At 60.8% G+C, this 23,370-nt stretch carries 19 protein-coding genes; 14 read left to right on the top strand and 5 right to left on the bottom strand.

Features of this window, described 5'->3' with window-relative positions; genetic code table 11:
• Positions 1-171: 171 nt before the first annotated feature.
• The 3 genes from ABGT65_RS09115 (at position 172) to ABGT65_RS09105 (ending at position 2,764) form a co-directional block, all read left to right on the top strand.
• Positions 172-1,722 carry a response regulator gene (locus ABGT65_RS09115; protein ID WP_346701534.1) on the top strand — a complete coding sequence of 517 codons (1,551 nt, stop codon included), beginning with the start codon at positions 172-174 and terminating at the stop codon, positions 1,720-1,722.
• Positions 1,723-1,729: 7 nt separating this feature from the next.
• Positions 1,730-2,146: a tRNA (adenosine(37)-N6)-threonylcarbamoyltransferase complex ATPase subunit type 1 TsaE gene (gene tsaE / locus ABGT65_RS09110; protein WP_346701532.1), complete on the top strand. Its 417-nt coding sequence runs from the start codon at positions 1,730-1,732 to the stop codon at positions 2,144-2,146.
• A gap of 201 nt (positions 2,147-2,347) precedes the next feature.
• The gene (locus tag ABGT65_RS09105; protein WP_346701531.1) at positions 2,348-2,764 is read left to right on the top strand and encodes an SRPBCC domain-containing protein; all 417 of its coding nucleotides are present in this window, start codon (positions 2,348-2,350) and stop codon (positions 2,762-2,764) included.
• A gap of 112 nt (positions 2,765-2,876) precedes the next feature.
• On the opposite strand, the gene ABGT65_RS09100 is transcribed toward ABGT65_RS09105, so the two are convergent.
• Entirely contained in the window at positions 2,877-3,188 is a 312-nt protein-coding gene (locus tag ABGT65_RS09100; RefSeq protein ID WP_346701529.1) for a hypothetical protein, read from the bottom strand.
• A 208-nt stretch (positions 3,189-3,396) separates the two neighbouring features.
• Between ABGT65_RS09100 and ABGT65_RS09095 the strand changes: the two genes are divergently transcribed.
• Positions 3,397-4,092 carry a LytTR family DNA-binding domain-containing protein gene (locus ABGT65_RS09095; protein ID WP_346701528.1) on the top strand — a complete coding sequence of 232 codons (696 nt, stop codon included), beginning with the start codon at positions 3,397-3,399 and terminating at the stop codon, positions 4,090-4,092.
• Positions 4,093-4,175: 83 nt separating this feature from the next.
• Here ABGT65_RS09095 and ABGT65_RS09090 read toward each other — a convergent pair whose 3' ends face one another.
• Positions 4,176-4,778: an NUDIX hydrolase gene (locus tag ABGT65_RS09090; RefSeq protein ID WP_346701527.1), complete on the bottom strand. Its 603-nt coding sequence runs from the start codon at positions 4,776-4,778 to the stop codon at positions 4,176-4,178.
• Positions 4,779-4,837: 59 nt separating this feature from the next.
• On the opposite strand from ABGT65_RS09090, the gene ABGT65_RS09085 reads away from it, so the two are divergent.
• From ABGT65_RS09085 to ABGT65_RS09050, 8 genes are all read left to right on the top strand, one after another.
• Positions 4,838-6,982: a S9 family peptidase gene (locus ABGT65_RS09085; protein ID WP_346701525.1), complete on the top strand. Its 2,145-nt coding sequence runs from the start codon at positions 4,838-4,840 to the stop codon at positions 6,980-6,982.
• 300 nt (positions 6,983-7,282) lie between these two features.
• Positions 7,283-9,169 carry a fimbrillin family protein gene (locus ABGT65_RS09080; RefSeq protein ID WP_346701524.1) on the top strand — a complete coding sequence of 629 codons (1,887 nt, stop codon included), beginning with the start codon at positions 7,283-7,285 and terminating at the stop codon, positions 9,167-9,169.
• A 14-nt stretch (positions 9,170-9,183) separates the two neighbouring features.
• On the top strand, positions 9,184-9,978 hold the full coding sequence (locus tag ABGT65_RS09075) for a DUF4493 domain-containing protein (protein WP_346701522.1): 795 nt from the start codon (positions 9,184-9,186) through the stop codon (positions 9,976-9,978).
• A 14-nt stretch (positions 9,979-9,992) separates the two neighbouring features.
• A complete protein-coding gene (locus tag ABGT65_RS09070; protein WP_346701520.1) occupies positions 9,993-11,360 on the top strand; it encodes a DUF4493 domain-containing protein in 1,368 nt (455 codons plus the stop codon).
• Entirely contained in the window at positions 11,360-13,507 is a 2,148-nt protein-coding gene (locus tag ABGT65_RS09065) for a DUF4493 domain-containing protein (RefSeq protein WP_346701518.1), read from the top strand. The genes ABGT65_RS09070 and ABGT65_RS09065 overlap by 1 nt, the downstream gene beginning before the upstream one ends.
• A 17-nt stretch (positions 13,508-13,524) precedes the next feature.
• On the top strand, positions 13,525-14,343 hold the full coding sequence (locus ABGT65_RS09060; protein WP_346701517.1) for a hypothetical protein: 819 nt from the start codon (positions 13,525-13,527) through the stop codon (positions 14,341-14,343).
• A 12-nt stretch (positions 14,344-14,355) separates the two neighbouring features.
• Complete coding sequence (locus ABGT65_RS09055) at positions 14,356-15,339, top strand: hypothetical protein (RefSeq protein ID WP_346701516.1); 984 nt, start codon at positions 14,356-14,358, stop codon at positions 15,337-15,339.
• 3 nt (positions 15,340-15,342) lie between these two features.
• Entirely contained in the window at positions 15,343-17,094 is a 1,752-nt protein-coding gene (locus ABGT65_RS09050; RefSeq protein WP_346701514.1) for a PCMD domain-containing protein, read from the top strand.
• A 104-nt stretch (positions 17,095-17,198) separates the two neighbouring features.
• Here ABGT65_RS09050 and ABGT65_RS09045 read toward each other — a convergent pair whose 3' ends face one another.
• The 3 genes from ABGT65_RS09045 to ABGT65_RS09035 form a co-directional block, all read right to left on the bottom strand.
• The gene (locus tag ABGT65_RS09045) at positions 17,199-17,897 is read right to left on the bottom strand and encodes a transglycosylase SLT domain-containing protein (RefSeq protein WP_346701512.1); all 699 of its coding nucleotides are present in this window, start codon (positions 17,895-17,897) and stop codon (positions 17,199-17,201) included.
• Between the two features lie 44 nt (positions 17,898-17,941).
• Positions 17,942-20,083 carry a putative porin gene (locus tag ABGT65_RS09040; RefSeq protein ID WP_346701510.1) on the bottom strand — a complete coding sequence of 714 codons (2,142 nt, stop codon included), beginning with the start codon at positions 20,081-20,083 and terminating at the stop codon, positions 17,942-17,944.
• 67 nt (positions 20,084-20,150) lie between these two features.
• Complete coding sequence (locus ABGT65_RS09035) at positions 20,151-20,864, bottom strand: CDP-alcohol phosphatidyltransferase family protein (protein ID WP_346701508.1); 714 nt, start codon at positions 20,862-20,864, stop codon at positions 20,151-20,153.
• A 156-nt stretch (positions 20,865-21,020) separates the two neighbouring features.
• Between ABGT65_RS09035 and ABGT65_RS09030 the strand changes: the two genes are divergently transcribed.
• Both ABGT65_RS09030 and ABGT65_RS09025 read left to right on the top strand, forming a co-directional pair.
• The gene (locus ABGT65_RS09030) at positions 21,021-22,094 is read left to right on the top strand and encodes a mannose-1-phosphate guanylyltransferase (protein WP_346701506.1); all 1,074 of its coding nucleotides are present in this window, start codon (positions 21,021-21,023) and stop codon (positions 22,092-22,094) included.
• Positions 22,087-23,331, top strand: coding sequence for a Mur ligase family protein (locus tag ABGT65_RS09025; protein WP_346703076.1), 1,245 nt, complete (start codon positions 22,087-22,089; stop codon positions 23,329-23,331). The genes ABGT65_RS09030 and ABGT65_RS09025 overlap by 8 nt, the downstream gene beginning before the upstream one ends.
• The last annotated feature ends 39 nt before the right edge of the window (positions 23,332-23,370 follow it).

Below are 23,370 nucleotides of genomic sequence, written 5' to 3'. Positions count from 1 at the left end.
CGTTCGATGCCCCGATCCGGTCCGAATTCTCCTCCACGCCGCTCAAGTCACTGCAGGACATCACCTTGCACCGAAAACCCAAGAAAACGGCCTCTTCATCCAATAAAACGCGTGTTTTTTGCGTTTGATGGTAAAATCACTTATTTTTGCAAACCCTAAACCGATAACGGCATGGTCAAGATACTCTGGGTCGACGACGAAGTCGAACTGCTCAAGCCCCACGTTCTGTTTCTCCAGCAGAAAGGATACGAGGTGGATACCTGCAACAACGGGTACGACGCCATCGACATGGCCGCGGAAGGCACCTACGACCTGATCATCCTCGACGAGATGATGCCTGGCATGACGGGGCTCGAAACCCTCCCGCAAATCAAGGAGGTACGCCCCACGACACCCGTGATCATGGTCACCAAAAGCGAGGAGGAGAACATCATGGACAAGGCCGTCGGCTCGAAGATCGCCGACTATCTGATCAAACCCGTCAACCCCAACCAGGTGCTCCTCTCCATCAAGAAGAACGTCCACCAGCAGCAGCTCGTCACCGAACAGGCCACGGCCGACTACCGCTCGGAATTCGGACGCATCTCGGCCTCGCTGCAGATGGCCGAGAACTTCTCGGACTGGTGCACGCTCTACCGCAAGCTTACAGCCTGGGAGATCGAACTCGGCGAATCCACCGACGAGAGCATCAAGGAGGTGCTCACCTACCAGAAGTCGGAGGCCAACCAGGAGTTCTGCAAGTTCGTGCGGCGCAACTACTACAACTGGATCAACCGCCGCGCGGACGACACCCCTGTGATGTCGCACACGCTCATGCGCACGAAGATCTTCCCCGTCGTGGACGAGAACCCGAAGACCACGCTGCTCTTGATCGACAACTTCCGCTACGACCAGTGGCGGGCCATCTCGTCGCTCCTGCGGGGCTACTACGACGTTCAGCAGGACGACTTCTACTGCGCGATCCTGCCCACCGCCACGCAGTATGCCCGCAATGCGATCTTCGCCGGGCTGATGCCCCTGGCCATCGACAAGTTGATGCCCAACAAGTGGCTCAACGACAACGAGGAGGGCGGCAAGAACCAGTACGAGGAGGAGTTCCTCCGGCGGCTGATGAGCCAGAACGGCAAGAACTGGAAATTCACTTTCGACAAGCTCGTGCGCCCGGAGCAGGGCCGCAAGCTCGTGGACAACATCCAGCGCATCTACGACGCCGACTTCTCGGTGATCGTCTACAACTTCCTCGACATCCTTTCGCACGCCCGCACCGAGACGGACATCATCCGCGAACTCACCGAGGACGAGGCGGCCTTCCGGTCGCTGACCCGCTCGTGGTTCGAGCACTCGGACCTCTACACGATCCTGCGCCTGTTGTCCGAGCGCGGGCACACGGTGATCATCACCTCGGACCACGGCACGATCCGCGTGGACAACCCCGTGAAGGTGACCGGCGACCGCGAAACCTCCTCGAACCTCCGCTACAAGACGGGCCGCAACCTCGCCTACAACTCCCGCGAGGTCTACGAGATCCTGCGTCCCGAGGACGTGCAGCTGCCGTCGAGCAACCTCACGTCGAGCTACATCTTCGCCTACAATTCGGACTTCCTGGTCTACAACAACGACGCCAACCGGCACATCCGCTATTACCGTAACACGTTCCAGCACGGAGGCATTTCGATGGAGGAGATGATCGTTCCGTACATCGTTCTGAAACCGAAACAGTAAACCACCCATGAAAACCATCCATATCACTTCGCAGGAGGAGCTGCCGCAGGTCGCACGGGCGATCATCAGCCTTCTGGGCCGCCGCACCGTAGTGGCCTTCCGCGGCGAGATGGGCGCCGGAAAAACGACGCTCATCCGCGAAATCGCCGCACAGCTGGGCGCCACGGACACCGTGACCAGCCCGACGTTCGCCATCGTCAACCAGTACAAGGGCCAGGGCAACCGCCGCATCTACCATTTCGACTTCTACCGCATCGAGGATCTGCGCGAGGCTTTCGACTTCGGCTACGAGGAGTATTTCTACTCGGGAGACCTCTGCCTGGTGGAGTGGCCCGAGCGGATCGAGTCGCTGCTGCCGGAGAACGTGGTGACGGTGCGCATCACCGTCGACAGCGACACGGCCCGCACCTTCGAGATCGAGTAGCCGGGCTGCCGGACCGCCGGGCTGCAAAGGCTCCCGAGCCGCCCCGAACCGCCTGAACGCCCGGCCGCCCCGGGATCGACACCGGCCGAACCGCCCCGAAATCGACACAAACCGAAGCCGCCCCGGGATCGGCACAAACCGGACCGACCCGGACGGCCGAAACCGAACCGACCCATCCGACCCATCAAAATAACCAGAAAAATGCAGGAATATATTTCGAAACAACACCAGATTCTGCGCCCCGCGGAGCAGATCTATGCGGTCATCAGCCGCTTCGACAACCTCACGCCGGCGCTGGCCGACCGCGTCGAGGAGTGGCAGGCCACCGAAGAGCGCTGCTCGTTCAAGGCCAAGGGCTTCACCGTCAAGCTCCGCATGGAGGAGCGGGAGGCTCCCAAACACGTGAAGATCGTGGGCGACGAAGGCGGCGTACCGGTCGACTTCGCCTTCTGGATCCAGCTGCACAAGGTCTCCGACTCGGACACCCGGATGCGCCTCGTGCTGCACATCGAGTTGAACATGATGATGAAAATGATGCTCGGCGGCAAGCTCCAGGGAGCCATCGACCAGATCGCCGAGGGCATCGCCAACGCCATGAACCAGGCCCCGATGTATTAGTGGCAGCGGAGGGAGGGCCGGGCCGCCGCAAGCACAGGCACCCCAAAAACGGCTTCCGAACGATTTCGGAAGCCGTTTTGTCGTGGGCCGGTACAGGAAGCAGGATGGAGGGTCAGATCCGGGGTTTCTGCACCAGGCGGATCACCAGCGAAAGCATATAGATCAACATGCCGTAAATGACCGGAATACAGGTCACCCGGAGACCACCGGCCAGGAGTGAAAACGAGATGTCGCCGGCCTGCTGTACGAAGCCCATGGCCTGCGAAAAGCCGAGCAGCGTATAGACAATGCCGGAAATCAGAGCCAGCAGGCCGATCTCCTTGACCCAGGCCGGGGCCTTCCAGGCCGCAAGCAGCAGGCCGATCAGTTCGAGCGTCAGCAAGGTCATGCCCCACAGGCCGCCTTCCATAAAAAGAGAGAACATGGTCGAAAAATTTAAGATGGATGATGCGGGACTATTCCCGGATACAAAGATAGACAACAGCAGAGCGCCGAAGCAAAAAACCGGGACGTCGAAACCCGCCGTTCGCCGGTAAAATCCCGCTGCAAGGGCACTTGAAGCCGCTGCGGCGGCTGTCGGCATTGGAGTCCCGGAAAAATTCGCGTATCTTTGTACAACACACAACGCCTCGATGAAACAGAATCTGCCCGCACTCTGGTGGCTGGTTTCGACCCTGCTGATCGTCCTCGTTTTCGGGGCGATGGGATATGCCTATGACCAGGCGATTCTACTCGCCCTGCTCTTCCTGCCCGGACTGCTGATTCTGCGTTATTTCGTGCCGCAACTCACCCTCGGGAAGCGGCCGAAGGAGCTGCTCAACGCACTCTATCTGCTCGCGGCCGTCGTCGTGATCGAATACCTCGCCCTGATCTTCGGACTCCGCGTCGTTTTCGACACTCTGCCCGACACACTGCCCGGCCCGATCTTCCATCCGCTCATCATCCTGCTGCTGATCGCGGTATTCATCGTCCCGGAGCGGCTGATCGCCCGTTACCTCGAACGCAGTCAGCCGTATGACGACACATTGAGTTTCATCTCCGAGCGCCGTCGGATCACGCTCGATCCGGGGGAGATCCGCTACGTCGAATCGAACGACGACGAGGTGTGGATCCATACCGTCTCGGGCGAAGCCTACCGCACGAAGACACGCATCTCGCAATGGGAGGCGCAACTCGACCGGCGGTTCCTGCGCGTGCACCGCTCCTACATCGTCAATACGGAGCGTATCGACGAATACCGCCCGACCCGCATCCGGATCGGGACGACCGAGATCGAGATCTCGCGCAAATACAAGGAGGCCGTAAGACAGCGCCTCGGGAAAGAGTAGCCCGCCTCGGCGAGCCGGACACGGCTGGCGTCACCGCCCGGTCCCGAGAATCATCCGGGAAGGGGCCGCCCCCGGCCGCCGGGCTATCGGTTCATCGCCTCGGCCACGCGGCGGATCGTCGGGAAGGCTTCGCGCACGTGCTCCGCAGCCTCCGCGGGCGTACACCACACCACCCGTTCGATCCCCTCCTCGGTCTGGGGCTGCAGCGCCGAGGGTTCCGTTGCCCGGAGTTCGAACCAGTGGGTCCGCTTCAACTCCCAGCGTCCGCTCTTCGGGAACCAGTAGGCGTGCAGCGTCCGGCACAGCGGGCGCACCACCTCGCCCCGCACGCCCGTCTCCTCCTCCACTTCGCGGGCCGCACAGGTCTCGATACTCTCCCCGGCTTCGAGGTGCCCTTTCGGAAGGTCCCAACGCCCGTTGCGGTGGATCAGCAGCCACCGCCCCGCACCGTCCACGACCACCCCGCCGGCCGCCTCCACCCACGCGAACTGCAACGCAAAGGCTCGGAACGTCGCTTCGGGATCGGCCGAAACGACCGCTACGGAGTTGTGCGATTCGAGAAAATTCAGTATCTTGGGGCGCGATACGCCGCCGTCGGACTCCGCCGCCACGGCGAACCACTCTCCGCCGGGCGCCGCAGTCGTGAAGGCCACGCTCTTGTCGGCAAAATAGACGGTACGGGTCATTGTATGAAGCATTTTTTCGGAATCCAAAAATACGAATAAATAGGAAAACCTCCACAAAAATGAAAAAAATCATCCTGATGATGGCTATTGCAGCTATGGGGCTGGGCGCCTGCGACCGGCAGCGTCCCGAGCCGCTGAAGATCGACAACGCCCTGACGGCCGAAGAGATCGCCGCCGGGCGCTTCACCCCCGAGGTGATGTGGAAGATGAGCCGCGCAGGCGGCGCCGTACTCTCGCCCGACGGCAAGCGCTTCGTCTACCAGCAGACCGACTACAACCTCTCCGAAAACCGCGGCGTGACAACCCTCTGGGTCGAGGAGCTCGACACGAAGGCCGTCACGCGCCTGACTGACCTCACGTCGAACAGCCTCGCGCCCCGCTGGAGCGCCGACGGGCAGCGGATCTACTTCCTCTCGGACCGCAGCGGCTCGATGCAGGTCTGGGAGATGGGGCCCGCGGGCGGCAACGTGCGTCAGCTGTCGGATTTCGGGCGCGACGTCGAGGGATTCGGCATCTCGCCCCGCGGCGACAAGGCGTGGTACGTACAGCGCGTGCAGGTGGCCGACCGCCGCTCGGCCGACATCCACAAGGACATGGACAAGTCGAAGGCCCGGATCTACGACGACCTGATGGCCCGCCACTGGGACTATTGGGACGAGGGCGAATACCTGCACATCTTCGTCGGCGACTTCGGGCCCGACGGCATGAAGGAGGGACGGGACATCCTCGGGCCGGAAGCTGCGTGGGATGCTCCGCTGGCCCCCTACTTCGACATGGCCGAGATCGCCTGGAACCATGCCGGAACGATGCTGGCCTACACCTGCAAACCGCTGACCGGTACGGCCTACGCCGTCTCGACCGATTCGGACATCTTCGTCTACGACGTCGCCTCGCAACAGACGCAGAACATCTGCAAGCCCACCAATTTCAACACCGGAGAGCCGATCGAACGGCTGCAGGAGAACCTCCCGGGGTATGACAAGTATCCCGTCTGGTCGCCCGACGACTCGAAGATCGCCTTCCTCTCGCAACGCCGTGCCGGGAACGAGTCGGACAAGTCACGGCTCTTCCTCTACGACTGCGCGACGGCCGAGATGCGCGACCTGACGGAGGATTTCGACTACAACGCCATGAATGTCGTCTGGGAGGGCAGCGAGCGGCTCTGGTTCATCGCTCCGATCGAGGCCACGCACCAGATCTGCCGCGTGGCGACGGTCGATGGCGAGGTGGAGGTCCTCACCGGGGGCGACCACGACATCAACGCCTTCACGACGAGCGGCGGGCGCATGGTGGCCGAACTGTGCACGATCTCCTCGGCGCCGGAGTTCTACGAGGTGAACCCCGCCGACGGCGCCCTGACACAGATTTCGGGCATCAACAAATCCATCTACGAAAACATCCGCATGGGCGAGGTGCAGAAGCGATGGGTACGGACCACCGACGGCAAGCAGATGCTCACGTGGGTGATCCTCCCGCCCGACTTCGACCCCGCGAAGAAGTACCCGACGCTGCTCTACTGCCAGGGCGGTCCCCAGAACGTCGTCTCGAACGGCTGGAGCTACCGCTGGAACTACCAGCTGATGGCCGCCCAGGGCTACGTCGTCGTGGCCCCGAACCGCCGCGGCCTGCCCTCCTTCGGGCAGGAGTGGCTCGACCAGATCTCGGGCGACTACTCCGGGCAGAACATCCGCGACTACCTCTCGGCCATCGACGACGTGGCCCGCGAACCGTGGGCCGACGAATCGCGCATGGGATGCGTCGGAGCCTCCTACGGCGGCTATTCGGTCTTCTTCCTGGCCGGATGCCACGAGAAGCGATTCAAGGCCTTCATCGCCCACTGCGGGATCTTCAACTTCGAGTCGATGTACGGCGAGACCGAGGAGCTCTTCTTCATCAACAACGACTACGGTGGCCCCTACTGGGACAAGGAGAACGCTACGGCACAACGCTCCTACGCCAACTCGCCGCACAAGTTCGTGACGCGCTGGGACACCCCGATCCTGATCTTCACCGGCGAGAAGGACTTCCGCATCCCCTACACGCAATCGCTCGAAGCCTTCACCGCCGCCCGCGTGCGGGGTATTCCGGCCCGGCTCGTGGAGTTCGAGAACGAGGCGCACCAGGTCTTCAAGCCCCAGAACTCGATGGTCTGGAACCGTGAATTCTTCGGCTGGCTCGACCGTTACGTCAAAGGGGCCGAATAGGGCCCGGACCTGCCGGACCTGCCGGACCGAAAGTCCGGGCACGCAGCCGGTCATCCGGAAAAAGCGGACAACGGCCCCGGAATCCGGATTGGGTCCGGGCCGGGGAAACAGCCCGGGAACCACCGAAAAGGCCCTCCGACAAATGTATGTCGGAGGGCCTTTTTGCGTGCAATCCGACGAAACCGCAACAGGAAAAAATCTCGGTTCGTGATGAAAAACAGGCCGTTCGTTGAATTTATTTCGGGAAATCGGCTTCCGACCCTATTTTTGTGGAGATTCAGATAAAAGAATTCGTGCATGATGAAACATTGGACAACCCTGCTTCTTCTGCCCCTGCTGTGCGCCGCCTGTTCGAAAAATACGGACGAGGCGGCCGATCCGGCAACAAGAAGCATTGAGGTGGCCATCGGGTCGGGTCCGCGACTCGACATCCGGCCCCAATCCACGACCCGCACCGAACTCGGGGACGACGGCGTGAGCGTCAAATGGCAGACAGGCGACCGACTCGCACTCTGGGCCGTAAACTCCGCCGCTCAAACCGTAGTCGACGCCGTGGCCTTCAGCCTCTACCATTATAATGCGACCTACAACTCGGCCAACTTCCGCGGCAACATCCCGCAGATGGCCGAGGACACCTATACTTATTACGCCGTGTCGCCCGTTCCGGCCTCGACCGACGGGCTGCGGGCCAGCTACGACATCCCGGCCGTGCAGGACGGTACGTTCCACGGCGAGTGGGACGTGATGGTGGCCACGCCGATCGAGGGAGCCGGGCCGCTGCGCGAACACGACAAGAAGGATGCGAACGGCATCAGCGACAATACGGACGTCGTCGACCTGCAATTCGCACACAAAATCCACGTACTGAAAATCGCCATCCCGCGCAACGACCTCGGAGAACCGGTTTCGGAGATCAAACTGACCTTCCCGACACCCGTTGTGGGGCGCCTGACGGTGGATGCCGCCAACCCCGCCGCCGCAGCCGAATTGAGCGAGTCGAGCAACACGCTGACCCTGCGCTTTTCGGAGCCGAAGGAGGCCGAGGATGTGGTCTACGCCCTGATTGCCCCCGTCACGCTCGAAGAGGGTCAGGAGGTTTCGATCGTAGCGTCGAGCTCGGCCCTTGAATCGGAGGAGCGGACCTTCGCCCCGGCCGGCCGGACCTTTGCCGCCGGCCACACCACGCCGATCAACTACAACGTCCCGGCCGCGGCAGTGCAACTCACGCAGCTGATCTTCACCCTCGCGGAGACGGGCGTCAACACGCTGGGCGAGGCGATCAACACCTTCACGGTGACGGCACCCTCGGGCTGGAGCTTCGAGGACGGCAGTCAGAGCCGTACGTTCGACGTCACGGGTACGGGCGACTATACGGTTCGCTTCCGGGGCTACACGAACCCCACGGAGGAGATGGCCGGATTCCAGGTGACGTACGATTCGGAGCATGCCCTTCTGAGCGAAACCTTCACCCTGCCGGCAGTAACTGCCGGAGCCGTGAACCGGGTGAAAACTTTCAGTGTACCCTGGTTGCTTTACGAGGATTTTTCGGGAGTTACAACCAACAGCAACTACGACAACCCGGCCGTAGGCGGCACAACGATCGCCGATGGTGACGGTACAGCCATTGACCTGAGCAACTGGGGAGTCAAAACTCCGGGCTGGACAGCAGCCCGCGTCGGCACCGAAGCCGGAAAGGCTATCCGCATCTGCGCCCGCGTCGAAAACCAGAGCTTCGCGTCGAACACCTACAATGCACGCCTCGATTCGGCCCCGTTCAGCACGCTGAAAGAGGGCAAGAACCCTAAGGTCAAAGTGACATTCAATTACAAAGGCGGCCGCTGGTCCGTCGAGCGGAAACTCTTTGGCGGCGATGCAGGCCCCGGAAACGGCGATGCAATCTACAGTTGCGGCTACACCTCCGAACAGGGCTGGCAGCCGGGATCGACCACCATCCCCTACCTCCTCAAGAACAATGTCGTGATTCCCGGCACGTCGGGAGCCGAACGCAACCAGAACCAGAACTACGACAACATCTCCTACGAGGATTCGTTCATCATTCCCTCTGCCAGCAACACGACCCGTGCCTCGTGGATGGTCTCCTCAACAACGGATACCGCCCCCTTCTCGGGATTCAACGGCAACTACTGGCTCTACCTTGACAATATCAAAGTGCAAATCGCCCAATAACGACCGCCATGAACATGAAAAACAGACTGATTCTTCTCCTGGCATCGGCGGCCGTAGCAGCCGGAGGATGCTCCGAAAACGAAACGCCCGCGGACAGCGACGGATACGGAACGCTCCGCATCGCCTGCCGCACCGACGCCATGATCACCACACGGGCCGAGATTGCCGTCACGCCGGTCCCCACCGCCGAGGAACTCACCCTCACGATCTCCGGAACGGAGTTTTCCAAAACCTGGGAGAGCCTCGCCGCATTCAACGACGCGGGCGAAACGCTTCCGGCCGGGAGCTACACCGCAACCCTCACCTACGGGGATCCAAAGGCCGAGGGGGTCGGCAAACCCTATTACTACGGAACGAAAAACATCGAAATCGTCGCCCGCCAAAGCGTCGAGGAGACCATTCCCGTACAGATTGCCAATGCACAGGTGCTCGTCACGGCCACGGAAGCGTTTCTGAACTATTTCCATGACGCGACCTTCACCGTCACGACATCGGCCGGGAACCGCTTTACCTTCACGCCCGGTGCCGAGACGGCGGACGAAGCGGTCTTCGTCGAGGCCGGTTCGAAGCTGACCCTCACGGGTACGGCCAAGATCCAGAGCCAGACCGGCACGGCCTTCGACCGCAGCTACACCTTCCCCGAGCAGACGCTCGAACAGACCGTCGCACGCACGCGCCACACGTTCCTCTTCGACGCCCGCGACAACGGCAGCGCCACGCTGACGATCAACCTCGACGACGGATTCCTCGACGAACGCACGTTCGACATCGAACTGAACGACAACGCCGAAGAGGAAACCAACGCATAAAAACGACACGAGATATGAAAACCTTTACCGGATTATTTACGACCTTGAGTCTGGGCGCCCTCCTGCTGACGGGCTGCGTAAACGAGGAGCCCCCCTACAAAAACGCGGGGAACGGAACGACCGATTCCGCAACGACGGGCTTCCTGAGCGGAGCGATGAGTCTGCGCGTGATCTACGACACCGAGACCGACACCCAGCCCGACGATACGCAGGACGAAACCCAAACCCCGCCCTCCACACAAGCCGCAACCCGTGCGGTGATCGATACGGATGGTTACCTCGTCCGGATCGTCAACACGGACGACCAGAGCTCGCATTTCGACGGCACCTATGCGGAGTTGCAGGCTGAACTCGCGGCCGGTCCCAAGGAGTTGCCGGTCGGCAACTATACGCTGACGGTCAGCTCCCACCGCACGGAGGAGATCCAGGCTGCGGCCTGGAACACCCCGGTCTACGGCACAACCTATGCCTTCTCGATTACGAAAGGGGCCACCACCCCGATAGAGGAGATCGTCTGCACGCTGCAGAACATCAAGGTGACGCTGCTCTGCTCGGCAGACCTGGCCGACCAGCTCACCGCCGAGACGAAAGCCACCGTTTCGCTCGGAAGTGCCTCGCTGGAGTTCTCGAAGGAGTACTGGGACGGACAGCAGGCCGCCTTCTTCCTGCCCGCCGCCGAGTCCAATGATCTCAAATTCGTACTCAGCGGCTCGTTTACCGACGGCGGCGATGTGACCTTCAGCAAGACGATCTCGGGCGTCAAGGCCGGGCAGTGGCGCAAAATCGAACTGGTGATCGTCTATGCCGACCAGGGCGAAATCAAATTCGATATTTCGGTCGATAACTTCGTGCTCGACGACACGATCACCGTCAACGGCACCGACGGACTCTGGGAGGAGATTCTCGATGAGGAGGGCGGAGGCGAAGAGCCCGGTGAAGGAGAATTGACCGTCTCGATGGCTGGCCATGACATCAACGAACCCTACACGCTCGAAGCCAATCCCGATGGGACTGCGGGAAAGCCCGTACTGGTCAACATCGCATCGGAAAGCGGAATCAAGTCTCTGACGGTTCGGATCGAATCCGAAGTCCTCGAAGAGCTCCTGACGGGAAATCTGGAGCCGCTCAAGACGGGAGTGGATCTTTGCACGCTCAACAAAGAGGAGGGTCTCGGACAAACGCTGGGCGCATTGTTGCCCGTCGGCGATGAAATCAAGGATCAAACGCAGGTAGAGTTCGAAATCAAATCCGAACTGGTCGGACTGCTTCTGGCAATGGGTGGTAACGACGAAGTGGTTTACAAGTTTCACCTCGATGTCTCCGACAATGCCGGACATAACGTCATAACAACGCTGACTTTGGTTAAACCCGCCAAGAACTGATGATGAAACGCCTGTACAGATATCTGTTCCCGGTGCTGGGACTCGCCGTGGCGGGATGCTCGGAGAGTTCCCGGCCGCTCGACGCCCCAGGCGCCTCGGGAACCCTCACGATGACAGTCTCGACCCGTTCGGATGCGGCGGACGACGCTTATGATCCGATGGAGCACCTGACCGTCTACCTCTACAACAGCGACGGGGAGCCGATCCGCAAATACACCGCAAAGGAGGACCTTCCGGAGCGTCTGGAACTCCTGGCCGGGGAGTACCGCGTGACGGTGGAGGCCGGGGAAGAGGTTGCAGCCTCGTTCACCCAGCGCCTCTACAAAGGCGAGGAGTCCTTTACCGTAACCCCCGGGGTGAATACCCCCGTCGAGGTAAGGTGCACCCTGCAGAATGCGGCTGTCGCCGCGGTTTTCGACGGCACCATTCCCGAAAATTTCGGCACGAACTTCGAGGTGCGGGTGATGCCCGGCGCAGCCTATGACGAGAGCCGGGCCGACGACGCCTCGACGCTCCGCTACACGGAGGACGCCACGGGATACTTCACGCTCGACGAAGGGGCCGATGCCCTTTCGTGGCACTTCAGCGGCACGCAAAACACGCTCGGAACGGTGACAAAAACGGGTTCCATTCCCGACGTCCGGACCCCGGGGAAATATACGTTGACGTTCCGCTACTCGCCCGACCTGCCGGGATTCATCGAGGCCGTGGCAATCCGCGTAAAAGACTCGACCGACGACTTCGACGACACGATCATCTGGAGCCCCGACCCGACGATCGAGGGCGACGGTTTCGAGATGTCCGAAACGCAGCAGTATCAGGGCGGCGAAATGCGCTTCCTGATCACGACCGTCAAGCCGACGACAGCCGCGACGCTGACCTTCGACGAAAAGCCGTACGATCTGCTGGCAGCCGTCTCGACGCCTACGGCCGGCCTTGCCGTGGTGAAGACGGCCGAGAACGCCCTCACGGTGACGCTCTCCGACGACTTCTTCACGGGATGCGCGGGCGGCGACCATACGCTGCACATCGAAGCCGCGGACAACGGCGGCGGAAACGGCAGCGCGGAGTGTATCATCGCCTTGCAGGGCGTGCTGGTTCCCTCGACGGCGGATTACGACCTGTGGGCCAACACCATCACGCTGCGGGCCCGGGTCTTTGACCCTTCGGTCACGGCGGTGACCTTCGGGCTGCGCACCAAGGAGGGTGCATGGCAGGAGCTGCCCGGCACGAACGCCGGCAGCGAAACCTGGACGGCGACGTTCAGCCCCGAATGGACGGAGTCGTCCAACGAGAGCGGCCTAACGGTCTTCACGCCGAAGGCCGGAACGGGCGTCCGGGCCGACGGCGAATACGAATGCCGGGCGCTGCTCGACGGACGGGAGAGCCTCGCGTCGTTCGCCACCGCAGGGGGCCAGAGCATTCCCGGCGGCGACATGGAGGACGGTACGATGAGCTGCTTCACGATCAACAACCAGACGACCCCCTTCTGGGGCAGCGGCAACAACAACTACATGAGCGCCATCATCGGCGACCAATTGACGCGCCTCTGCACGCAGCAGGTGAAAAGCGGTTCGAAATGCGCCCTGCTGGCTTCGCAGACCGCGGCCGGCCTGCTGGCGGCCGGCAACCTCTTCTCGGGGACCTTCGTCAAGCCCTCCACGCAGGGAACCGTCGGGTTCGGAAAGGATTACGACTGGCAGGCCCGCCCCCGGGCTCTGCGGCTGAAATACCACGCGACGATCGGGACGGTCGACATGACCAAATACACGGACGCAAGCGGCAACCATCCGATCGCCGCCGGACAGCCCGACCGGGCGATCATCTACGTGGCGATCGTCGACTGGGACGCCCCGCACAACGTCTCCTCGGGCATGAGCGCCCCGAGCGGCATGTGGGACCCCTCCACGGCGACGAGCCAGGCCGAAGGCCCGGTCATCGGCTACGGACGCTTCGTGATCACGGAGTCGACCGCCGGCGACGAGATGGTCGACAAAGAGCTCGAAATCTTCTACTACGTCAAGCAGACCAAACCCTCGAAGCCCTGTAAGATCGTCATTTCGTGTTCGGCCAACATGTACGGCGACTACATGAACGGATGCAGTACGAACCGGCTCTACATCGACGACTTCCAGTGGGTTTACTAACGACTAAAGGCAAAACGATGCGCACAACACTCATCCGCCTGCTGCTCCTCGGAGCGAGCCTTACGGCAGCCTGCGGCACGCTACGTGCCCAGGAGCCCGCTCCGGCCCGGCAGGCCGCAGACAGCTCCGCCGTCCACCGCCCCCTGACCATCAACGAGATGCGGCAGCGGCGCGGACTGACCGACACGCACAACCTCTTCGTCCCGAAAGGCCAGTGGGTATTCGGCGGTACGGCCTCCTATTCGACCCACTCGAACAAAAGCTATCAGTTCCTGCTCATCGAGGGCATCGACTCCAAAGGCTATACCTTCAAGATCAGCCCCATGATCGCCTATGCCGTCCGCAACAACATGGCTCTCGGAGGAAGATTCATCTACTCGCGTTCGCTGCTCAAACTCGACAAGGCCGCCATCAACTTCGGGGATGAAGGCTCCAACGTAAACCTCGCAGCCCAGGACTACTACTCCCTGCAGCACTCCTATCAGGTGGCAGCCATCTGGCGGCAGTACATCCCCCTGGGCCGCAGCAAGCGATTCGCACTCTTCAACGAAATGTCGCTCGCAGGAGGCGGAACCGAAGCCCGTTTCGCCAACGGTTCGCCCGTGAAGGGAACCTACGAAACGGGATACACCCTCTCGCTGGGGATCTCACCCGGAATCATCGCCTTCGCCACGAACAACATGGCCGTCGAAGTAAATGTCGGCGTGATGGGTATCACGTTCAACCACTCCGAACAGGTCCACAACCAGGTCACCGTGGGCGAACGCAACCTCAGCCAGATGAATTTCAAGGTCAACATCTTCTCGATCGGCCTCGGCATGGCCTTCTATCTCTAAACCCGGTACGTCATGAAACGATCCATACTCATCCTGATTACGCTCTGCCTGACACTTCCGGCAGCGGCGCAGCACGTCCCCGGGAAACCGACCCAACCGGTCACGGCACAAGCCGTTGAATCCGCCTCGGAGAAACCCGGGAAAAACGAGACCCCGACAACGACCGCAAACCGCGCAATTCCCCGGCCGACCGCTTCCGGAAAGGCGGACACTCTGCAGAAATCCCGGCAGTCGGCATCAATTGCTGCCGCTCCGCTCAAAGCGGCCCCGAAACAACGCTTCCTGCCCACCCGCCGACGCATCGACCGCGAAATCAACAAACTCAAGTTCACCTACAAGGGTGAGGTGATCATGGGTCTGACGGCCTCCTACGGCACGCTGTCGAGCGACGACACGGATATCCTGCTCATCCTGGACAACATCAATGCCGACGGTACGGCCGCCACCGTGAAACCGTTCATCGGATACTTCTACCGCGACAACCGCTGTCTGGGTGTCCGCTTCGGCTACAACTACATGAGCGGAACGCTCGACAAGGGCGCCATCTTCGACCTGGGCGAAAACAACGACGTCTCACTCAACATCCCCTACCTCGACTTCAACAGCAACAACTACTCGTTCGGAATCTTCCACCGCTCCTACGCCGGACTCGATCCCAAAGGGCGTTTCGGGCTCTTCGCCGAGTTCGAGCTCTCGGTATCGAAGGGTTCGTCGAGATTCGCCTACGAGTCCGAAGGAAAGGTAAAACAGACCTACAGTGACAATACGCAGCTCAAACTGGCGTTTAATCCGGGAGCGGCGGTCTACATCTTCCCCAATGTCTGCGCGAACCTCTCGTTCGGGCTCGGCGGAATACAGTACACCTCCGTCACCCAGAAGGACGAACTGGGAAACAAGATCGGAACCCGTGAGGCCTCGAAGATGAAGTTCAAACTCAACATCCTGGCCATCAACATCGGTATGACGATCCATATGTGGGACAAGAAAAAGCAATAACGCATGAAACGACTCCTTGCCTATCTGCTCCTCGCGGGAGCGACGCTCCCGGGGATGTCGTGCATCGACAACGACCTGCCCTACCCGACCGTGGAGGTCGCCATCAACAACGTGCAGGGCGAAGGCTTCACGCTCGAGGGCGTCGACGCGGCAACCCGCACGGTGACCCTCGCACTCGACGAAGCCACCGACATCCAAAACGTACACATCGAAGAGGTGACCTACTCCGTCACCCCGCACAATACGAACATCGACCAGCAGACCTTCCTCGACAATATCCGGTCCTCGCGGGAGGTGACCGGGACGTTCGACCTGCGCACCCCCCTCTACGTCACCCTGACGCTCTACGAGGATTACGACTGGCAGATCGTCGCCTCGCAGACCATTCCGCTGAGTTTCCAGGTCGAAGGACAGATCGGAGCCCCGGAATTCGACCTCGACAACCGTATCGCCAGGGCCTATGTCGCCAAGGATGCCGACCGCAGCCAGGTGACGATCTCCGAACTCAAACTCGGGCCCGCCTCCACGGAGACGGTCACCACGACCTACTCCCCCACGATGGAGGAGCTCTCGGCCATGGATTACAGTTCGCCCGATGCGGAGGACCCCACGCTCGGAACCCCCCACTTCGTGGATGTCACCTGCCACGGACGCACCGAACGCTGGGTGCTCTACATCCTGCCCACGGACAAGACCGTCTCGACCGAGGCCTGTGATGCCTGGTCGGGCGTCGTCTGGCTCCGCGGTTCGGGCATTGCCGGGCAGGCGATGGGCTTCCGCTACCGGGTCGGCACCGAGGGCGAATGGTCGGAGGTCCCCGATGTGGAGATCGACGGCGGAACCTTCTCGGCCGCCTTCACCGCCGAACCCCTGACGACCTACCAGTTCAAGTCCTACTGCGGCAGCGACGAGAGCGACCCTACGACCGTTACCACCGAAGGAGTCCAACAGTTCCCCAACAACGGCTTGGAGGAGTGGTCCAAACCGGGCAAGCCGTGGCTGCCCTATCTCTCGGATGAAGCAGGGCTGCCGATCTCCCCCTTCTGGGCCACGGGTAACAACGGCTCGACGACCATCAGCGACAAGGACAACGTCACAACCCCCGATGAGACGACCGTCCGGCCCGGCTCCACGGGAACGAAATCGGCCAAACTCGCAAGCACCAACGTGCTGGGAATCAAACTGGCCGCCGGAAACATCTTCACGGGAGAGTTCGCCGCCACCGTGGGCACGAACGGAATCGTGAATTTCGGGCGCCCCTTCACATTGCGGCCTACGGCCCTGCGCGTCTGGGCGAAATACAGTTGCGGCAGTATCTCCTCGGTAGGTACCACACAGCCCGCCGGGGAGAACCTCCAGAAAGGCGATCCGGACAACGGTTCGATCTACATCGCACTCGGAACCTGGACCAAGGAGAAGTACGGCATGGGCAAGGACGGAGCCGGCAATGACAAGAATGGCGGACAGCCCTTCGGTTCGGATTCCTGCCCGGTGAGCATCGACACGCGCGACGTGAAGACCTTCTTCAATCCGAAGGGCGAGGACGTCATCGGCTATGGCGAGTACATCTTCAAGGAGAGCGTCGGCGAGTGGACCCAAATCACCATCCCGATCGAATACACCTCGACAGATAAGAAGCCTACCCATATTATGGTGGTCTGCTCGGCCTCACGATGGGGAGACTACTTCATCGGCAGTGCCCAGAGCATCATGTGGGTCGACGACTTCGAACTCCTCTACACACCCATCCAATAGACGGCAACCCTCCGGAGAATAGGACCGCTCCTTCTCCGGATACAAAAAAGCAGCGCTTCGGAAAGAAATCCGAAGCGCTGCTTTTTTCAATTATCTGTCGGGGATTACCTCCCGGCAATGCGACAGTACTTGTCGTAGCGTTCTATCACGTCGTCCACATAGGCGAGCGTCTGACGGCTGCCCGTAAAACGGCCGCACCTGACGACTTCATTTTCATAATACTCGGGCTGGGCCTTCAGGGTCAGGTAGCGGGCCACAACCTCCCACGAATTGGGATTCTCTCCGTGCAGGCGGGCCAGCCGACGTGCATCGGTCACATGTCCGATCCCGCTGTTGTACGAGGCCAGCACGATACTCATGCGGTCCTTCTCGGAAATGCTCTCCGGAAGCCGCAGCGTCGACATGATCTCCGTCATCAGCTTGTTGGCCAGCCAAACGTTGGTCTCGGGGTCCGAAATCCGGTCGAGCGGGACCTCGAAGTGGCGGGCTACCGAAGGCATGATTTGCATCAGCCCCCGGGCACCGCTGCGCGAGGTGATGTCGGGCGTGAAGCGCGACTCGTGGTAGGCGATGGCACTCATCAGGCGCCAGTCATGCCCCTCCTGCTCGCTGACCCGGCGGATCAGGGTGTCGTAGGCCGAAATGACACATCGAGGTTCCTCACTCCGGGGCGCATAGGCGTCGGTTTCAGCCATCTGGTTCAGCACATCATCCGTCACGGGAGTGCCGAAATGGGCGTTAAAGCCGTAAAATGTCGTTAGAATGGTTAAGAACGCAAACGTTAAAACCGTTTTTTTCAGCATAAAAGGTTGTTTTGCGGGCAGCTTACTCCGCGCAGAACAGCACGCTAATCATAAAATCCCCACGAAATACCGATCTTGAACATCCCCGGGTTGAGCGGGTAGCGGGCTGCCGAAAAATACTCTCCGTTTCCGAACAGTCCCTTGTTCACATGCTGATATTTCAGGAATATCCGCATTCTCTTCCACTTCGCCATCACGAAGGCATCCATGTAGGGATAGTTCCCCACCTCCTCTTCGCGCTGGTTGTAGTACACCGACAGTGCCGGATTGTAACCGGGCGCATAATATCGCGTATTATAGCGACCGTCCAGACCGATCTGCAGGCGCAGTACGTCGCGCACGACCCAAAACTCGTAATAATACGACAGGAAGGCGCTCAAAAGCGGAACGGGTATAACTTCTTGATCCGTGCTCCACTGCAACAATACCCTGTGGTCCAAATGAAGTCCGCCGAGGCGGAAATCCTTGCGGGCATACACGCTCGTGAGGCTGACGTTTCCGTCGTGCTGGGCGACGTTGCTGTCCGACGCATAATAGATCTTGTCGGTAACGACTCCCTGCCAGGCCCCCGCTTCGAATGCGTAGTCGGGAACCGAAAACCTGACCTCCAACCGAGTCTCATTCTCCTTGTTCAAAGGAGTGTCCCATATATAATGGTTCGAGAATAGATTCTCCTGCCAGTAGTTCGGCGAGCGCCGCTCCATCGAGAAGCGACCTTCGAGAATCAGGGGGTGTCCGCGGAGATAGCCCGTCAGTGCGAGGTGCGCACCGATCGAGAGATCTCCGCCTCTGTATCCCGACGGGTAGAACTTCAGGTTCCCGTCCCAGTCGACATACTTCTTTATCTTTCCGCTGACGGATCCGTAGGCGAACCAACTGGTTTTGTTCACCTTCGTATACCGGCCCGTCAGATAATCGTTCAGTTCGAATTGCGAGTAGGTGTGCAGGTCGAGGCCGACGCCGGCATCGATGGTACCCACCACCCCGTTGCGGTCCCAGGGCTGCGCCTGGACGAAAACGCGGTTCGAGATGACCCGTTCGTAGATCGAGTCGCGCGTCTCCACCGGATTGATGAACCAGTTCTGGTAGTAATTGTGTTCCGCGGAGACGAAATTGCCGTTTTCGTCGCGGTGATCGCGCTCGTTCGTATAGGGTTCGTTCAGGTCGGTGTAGACCTTGCTCCACGAACTGTACTCGAACGAATGGCCCACATAGACAGCCGACAGGCCCGCCATCGAGAAGTCGCTCTCGGTCAGGCGCTGCAGCGGAATACCGTAGGACTGGGTCACGAAGAAGGCGTTGTTGCGGTAGGTGTTCTGGGCCTCGGCATCGGCCAGGCGCATCGGCACACCCGAAGCCATGCTGAACGTCGTGTCGGCGATGGCCCACTTCCCGACCACGCCGCCGTTCTCCTGCTGTTCGATGTGGTTGTTGTAGTAACCCGCATGGATCGAATAGCGGCGGCCCGTATGGCTCACGGCCAGCGACAGGTTGTGGTTCTTGGTCCGCGACCAGAGATACTGCCCGCGGGTGCCGCGCGACTTGTAGTCGACGTTGAAACCCGTCGTCGGCGAGATGTTCTGCGCCACCATGATACCGAAATTCTCCTCCCGGTAACGCTTCTGGCCCGACTCCGTATAGTTCATCCGGATCATCGGCCGCTTCGTGTTGTAGAAGGGCACGTTCTCCATGTTGTAGGTGTACGCGTAGTAGGGGCTCGCAAAACTGAAGTCAAAGAACCGGGGTCGCCGGAAATAGTTCAGCGGCAGCGACGTTTGCCCGAGGGCTCCCTGTGCGATGTCGCCCACATCCTCCCGATAGAACGGATAGTCGATCCGGTAATCGGTGAGCATGGTGTCCAGCGGACCGATCTCCACGCGGTTGAAATCGCGCTTCACGTGCCACATGAAGTTGTTCAGCGCGCGGATCGAATCGCTGAAGAAGTAGGACTCCAGCGGTTTCCGGATTTTCCGTTCCTTTTTGGTTGTATCCTGAGGCTGCTGCTGACCCTCCTCGTCTTCGGTCTGCTCGTAGGGGTTCGACCCGTAGAGCGTCCCGGACTGACCGTTCTGCATGGCCCGCTGCAGGGAGCTTGCATCGAAATTCTGGGCCCGCAGTACAAGCGGAGCGACAGTGAGCATTCCCAGCAGGAGCGTCTGCAATATCCGGTTCGAGCGTCTCGCCATAGCCAAAGAGCGGAAAACCGCGGCAAAGGTAATTAAAATTTTTTAATTATGCAAATCGACCTTTCTTTCAATCGTTTGAATTCCGGCGCAGGCCCCAGCGGATCGCCGAAATGAGGATGTAGAGGATGACGATGGCCGGGATGGAGTAGAGCCGCAGCACGACGATCGTCACCACGCAGAGGGCCAGGAAGAGGTAGCGGATGGCGTTTCCGCGCCAGCCGAAGCCCTGGAACTTGAGCGAGAACATCCGCACGGGCGAGATCAGCAGCCAGGCCATGGCCGGGACGATGCAGATGAGCACCGGGCCGCCGAAGTCGAAGCCCGTGTGTGCGGAGATCAGCCCCAGGGAGGTGAAAAAGAGTGCATTGGCCGGGGTGGGAAGCCCACAGAACTCCTCGTGCTGCGTCTCGTCGATGTTGAATTTCGCCAGCCGCAGCGCCGAGAAGGCCGCCATGGCGAAGCAGATGAAGGCGAATGCGTATCGCAGGAGGGTATCCCCTTCGCCCATCGACCGGGTGGTCATCGTGTAGACCACCGCCGCGGGGACAAACCCGAAGGAGATCATGTCGGCCAACGAATCAAGCTGCACGCCGATGGGCGAACTCTGATGGAGCAGGCGTGCCGCAAACCCGTCGAAGAAGTCGAAGACGGCGGCCAGCACCACGAACCAGAAGGCCCATTCGAGATTGTCGTAGACCAGTGCCGAGAGCGCCGCAAAGGTCCCGCACAGCAGGTTCGAGAGCGTCAGCAGATTGGGGATGGTGAAGAATCTGATTTTCATGTCCCATGTTGTTTTCATCATCCCGGCAGGCATCCCGCAGGGGTGCGCGCGCGGCCCTTCGGATTTTCGGTGCCCGGATGAAATTTAACTTCCGACAGGCGGCAAAGTTACTAAAATATTTTTATCTTTGTCGAAGTTAACTCCATATAATAACTTATGGCAAGCAATAAATATTGTGTCATCATGGCGGGCGGCATCGGCACCCGGTTCTGGCCCAAGAGCCGGCAGTCGCAACCCAAGCAGTTCCTCGACATCCTCGGAACGGGAAAATCCTTCATCCGCCACACCTACGAACGCTTTGCAAAAATCGTCCCCGCGGAGAATTTCCTCGTGGTGACCAACGACAAATACAAGCAGCTGGTGCTGGAGCATATCCCCGAACTCGAAGAACGGCAGGTGCTGTGCGAACCCGTGGGACGCAATACCGCCCCGTGCATCGCCTATGCGGCCTACACGCTCATGAAGGCCAATCCCGATGCGGAGATGATCGTCACCCCCTCGGACCACCTGATCCTCAACGAGGAGGATTTCCGCGCCATCATCGCCGAATGCCTCGACTTCGCCGCGCAGCACGACGCCCTGATGACCGTGGGCATCAAGCCCACCCGCCCGGATACGGGTTACGGATATATCCAGGTCTCGGACTCGAAGCCCATCAGCAAGGTGAAGTGCTTCACCGAAAAACCGAACCTCGAACTGGCCCAGGTATTCCTCCAGTCGGGCGAGTTCTTCTGGAATTCGGGCATCTTCATCTGGAAGGTCCGTTCGATCATCGAGGCCTTCGAGAAGTACCTCCCCGAGCACCATGCGCTCTTCAGCGGCGTAATGCAGGCCGTGGGCACCGAAACCGAACGCAACGTCGTGGAGATCGCCTTCTCGGAATGCCGCGCCATCTCGATCGATTACGGCATCATGGAGAAGGCCGACAACGTCTATGTCCGCTGCGGGGATTTCGGGTGGAGCGACGTCGGGACCTGGGGTTCCGTCTACCAGCACTCGCGCAAGGACCGTTACGCCAATGCCGTCCCCGAGGAGGGGTGCTACCTCTACGACACGCGCTCGTCGATCGTCTCGCTGCCCAAGGGCAAGATTGCCGTGATCAGCGGCCTGAAGGAGTACATCGTCGTCGACACGGACGACGTGCTGATGATCTGCCCCCGCTCCGAAGAGCAGAACATCAAGAAATTCATCGACGAAGTGAAATTCCACAATGGAGACAAGCATATCTGAACTGTACGACCTCTACCGTGCGCATCCGCACGTTTCGACCGACACCCGGCGCATCGAGCCGGGTTCGATCTTCTTTGCCCTGCGGGGCGCCAATTTCGACGGCAACCGTTTCGTAGGCGAAGCCCTCGAAAAAGGGGCCGTGGCGGCGGTCTGCGACGACCCCGCCGCCCTGGAGGATCCGCGGGTACGGCTGGTCGGCGACCCGCTCACGGCCCTGCAGGAGCTGGCCCGGGAGCATCGCCGCGCCCTGGGGATCCCGATCCTCGCCATCTCGGGAAGCAGCGGCAAAACCACAACCAAGGAGTTGGTGAGCCGTGTCCTCTCGGCCCGCTTTACGGTCTGCGCCACGCGGGGCAACCTGAACAACCACATCGGCGTACCGCTGACGCTGCTCGCCATGGACCGCGATACGGAGTTCGGGATCGTGGAGATGGGGGCGAGCGCCTGCGGCGAGATCGCACGGCTGGCGGAGATCGCCGAACCCGACTACGGATTGCTGACCAACATCGGACGGGCCCATCTCGAAGGGTTCGGAGGTCCCGAAGGGGTACGGCGCGGCAAGGGAGAACTCTTCGACTACCTGGCGGCGCACAGAGGCCGGGCCTTCGTCTTGGCGGACGACGAAACGCTCCACGCCATGGCCGCCGAACGGGAGTCGCTGGCCGCGGAGTACTACCCGGCTTCGCTGGCCGACGGATTCGAAAGCCGTCTGGAAGGGGGATACAACCGCTTCAACATTGCGGCAGCCGTGGCCATCGGGCGCTATTTCGAGGTCCCGGAACCGGAGATCCGCCGGGCCGTAGCCGACTACGAGCCGGACAACCACCGCTCGCAACGCATCGAAACAACCCACAACACGGTCATCGCGGATTGTTACAACGCCAATCCGACGAGTATGCGGGCCGCCATCGAGAACCTCCTCGGCGAACCGCTCGGCGACCGCCGCCGTCGAGTGCTGATTCTGGGCGACATGCTCGAACTGGGAGCGTGGTCGCTGGCAGAGCACGAGGCGGCCATCGAACGGGCAGCACAGGACCCCCGAGCGGAGCTGCTGCTCGTCGGCGGGGAGTTCGCCCGGGCCTACGCAGCGCTTCCCGAGAAGCCGGAACGGGTGACGCTCTGCCCCTCGCGCGAGGAGTTGCGTCACCTGCTGCTGACGGACCCCGTCCGGGAGGCGCTGGTACTGGTCAAGGGTTCGCACGGGATCGGGCTGGAAAAGGTGCTCGACCTGTTGTAAGACTTTCCCGAGAGAGGTCCCGCACGTTGGTGCCGGGAC

The sequence above is a fragment of the uncultured Alistipes sp. genome (assembly GCF_963931675.1).
Classification (GTDB): Bacteria; Bacteroidota; Bacteroidia; order Bacteroidales; family Rikenellaceae; genus Alistipes.
This window is presented reverse-complemented; position numbering and strand designations above follow the sequence as displayed.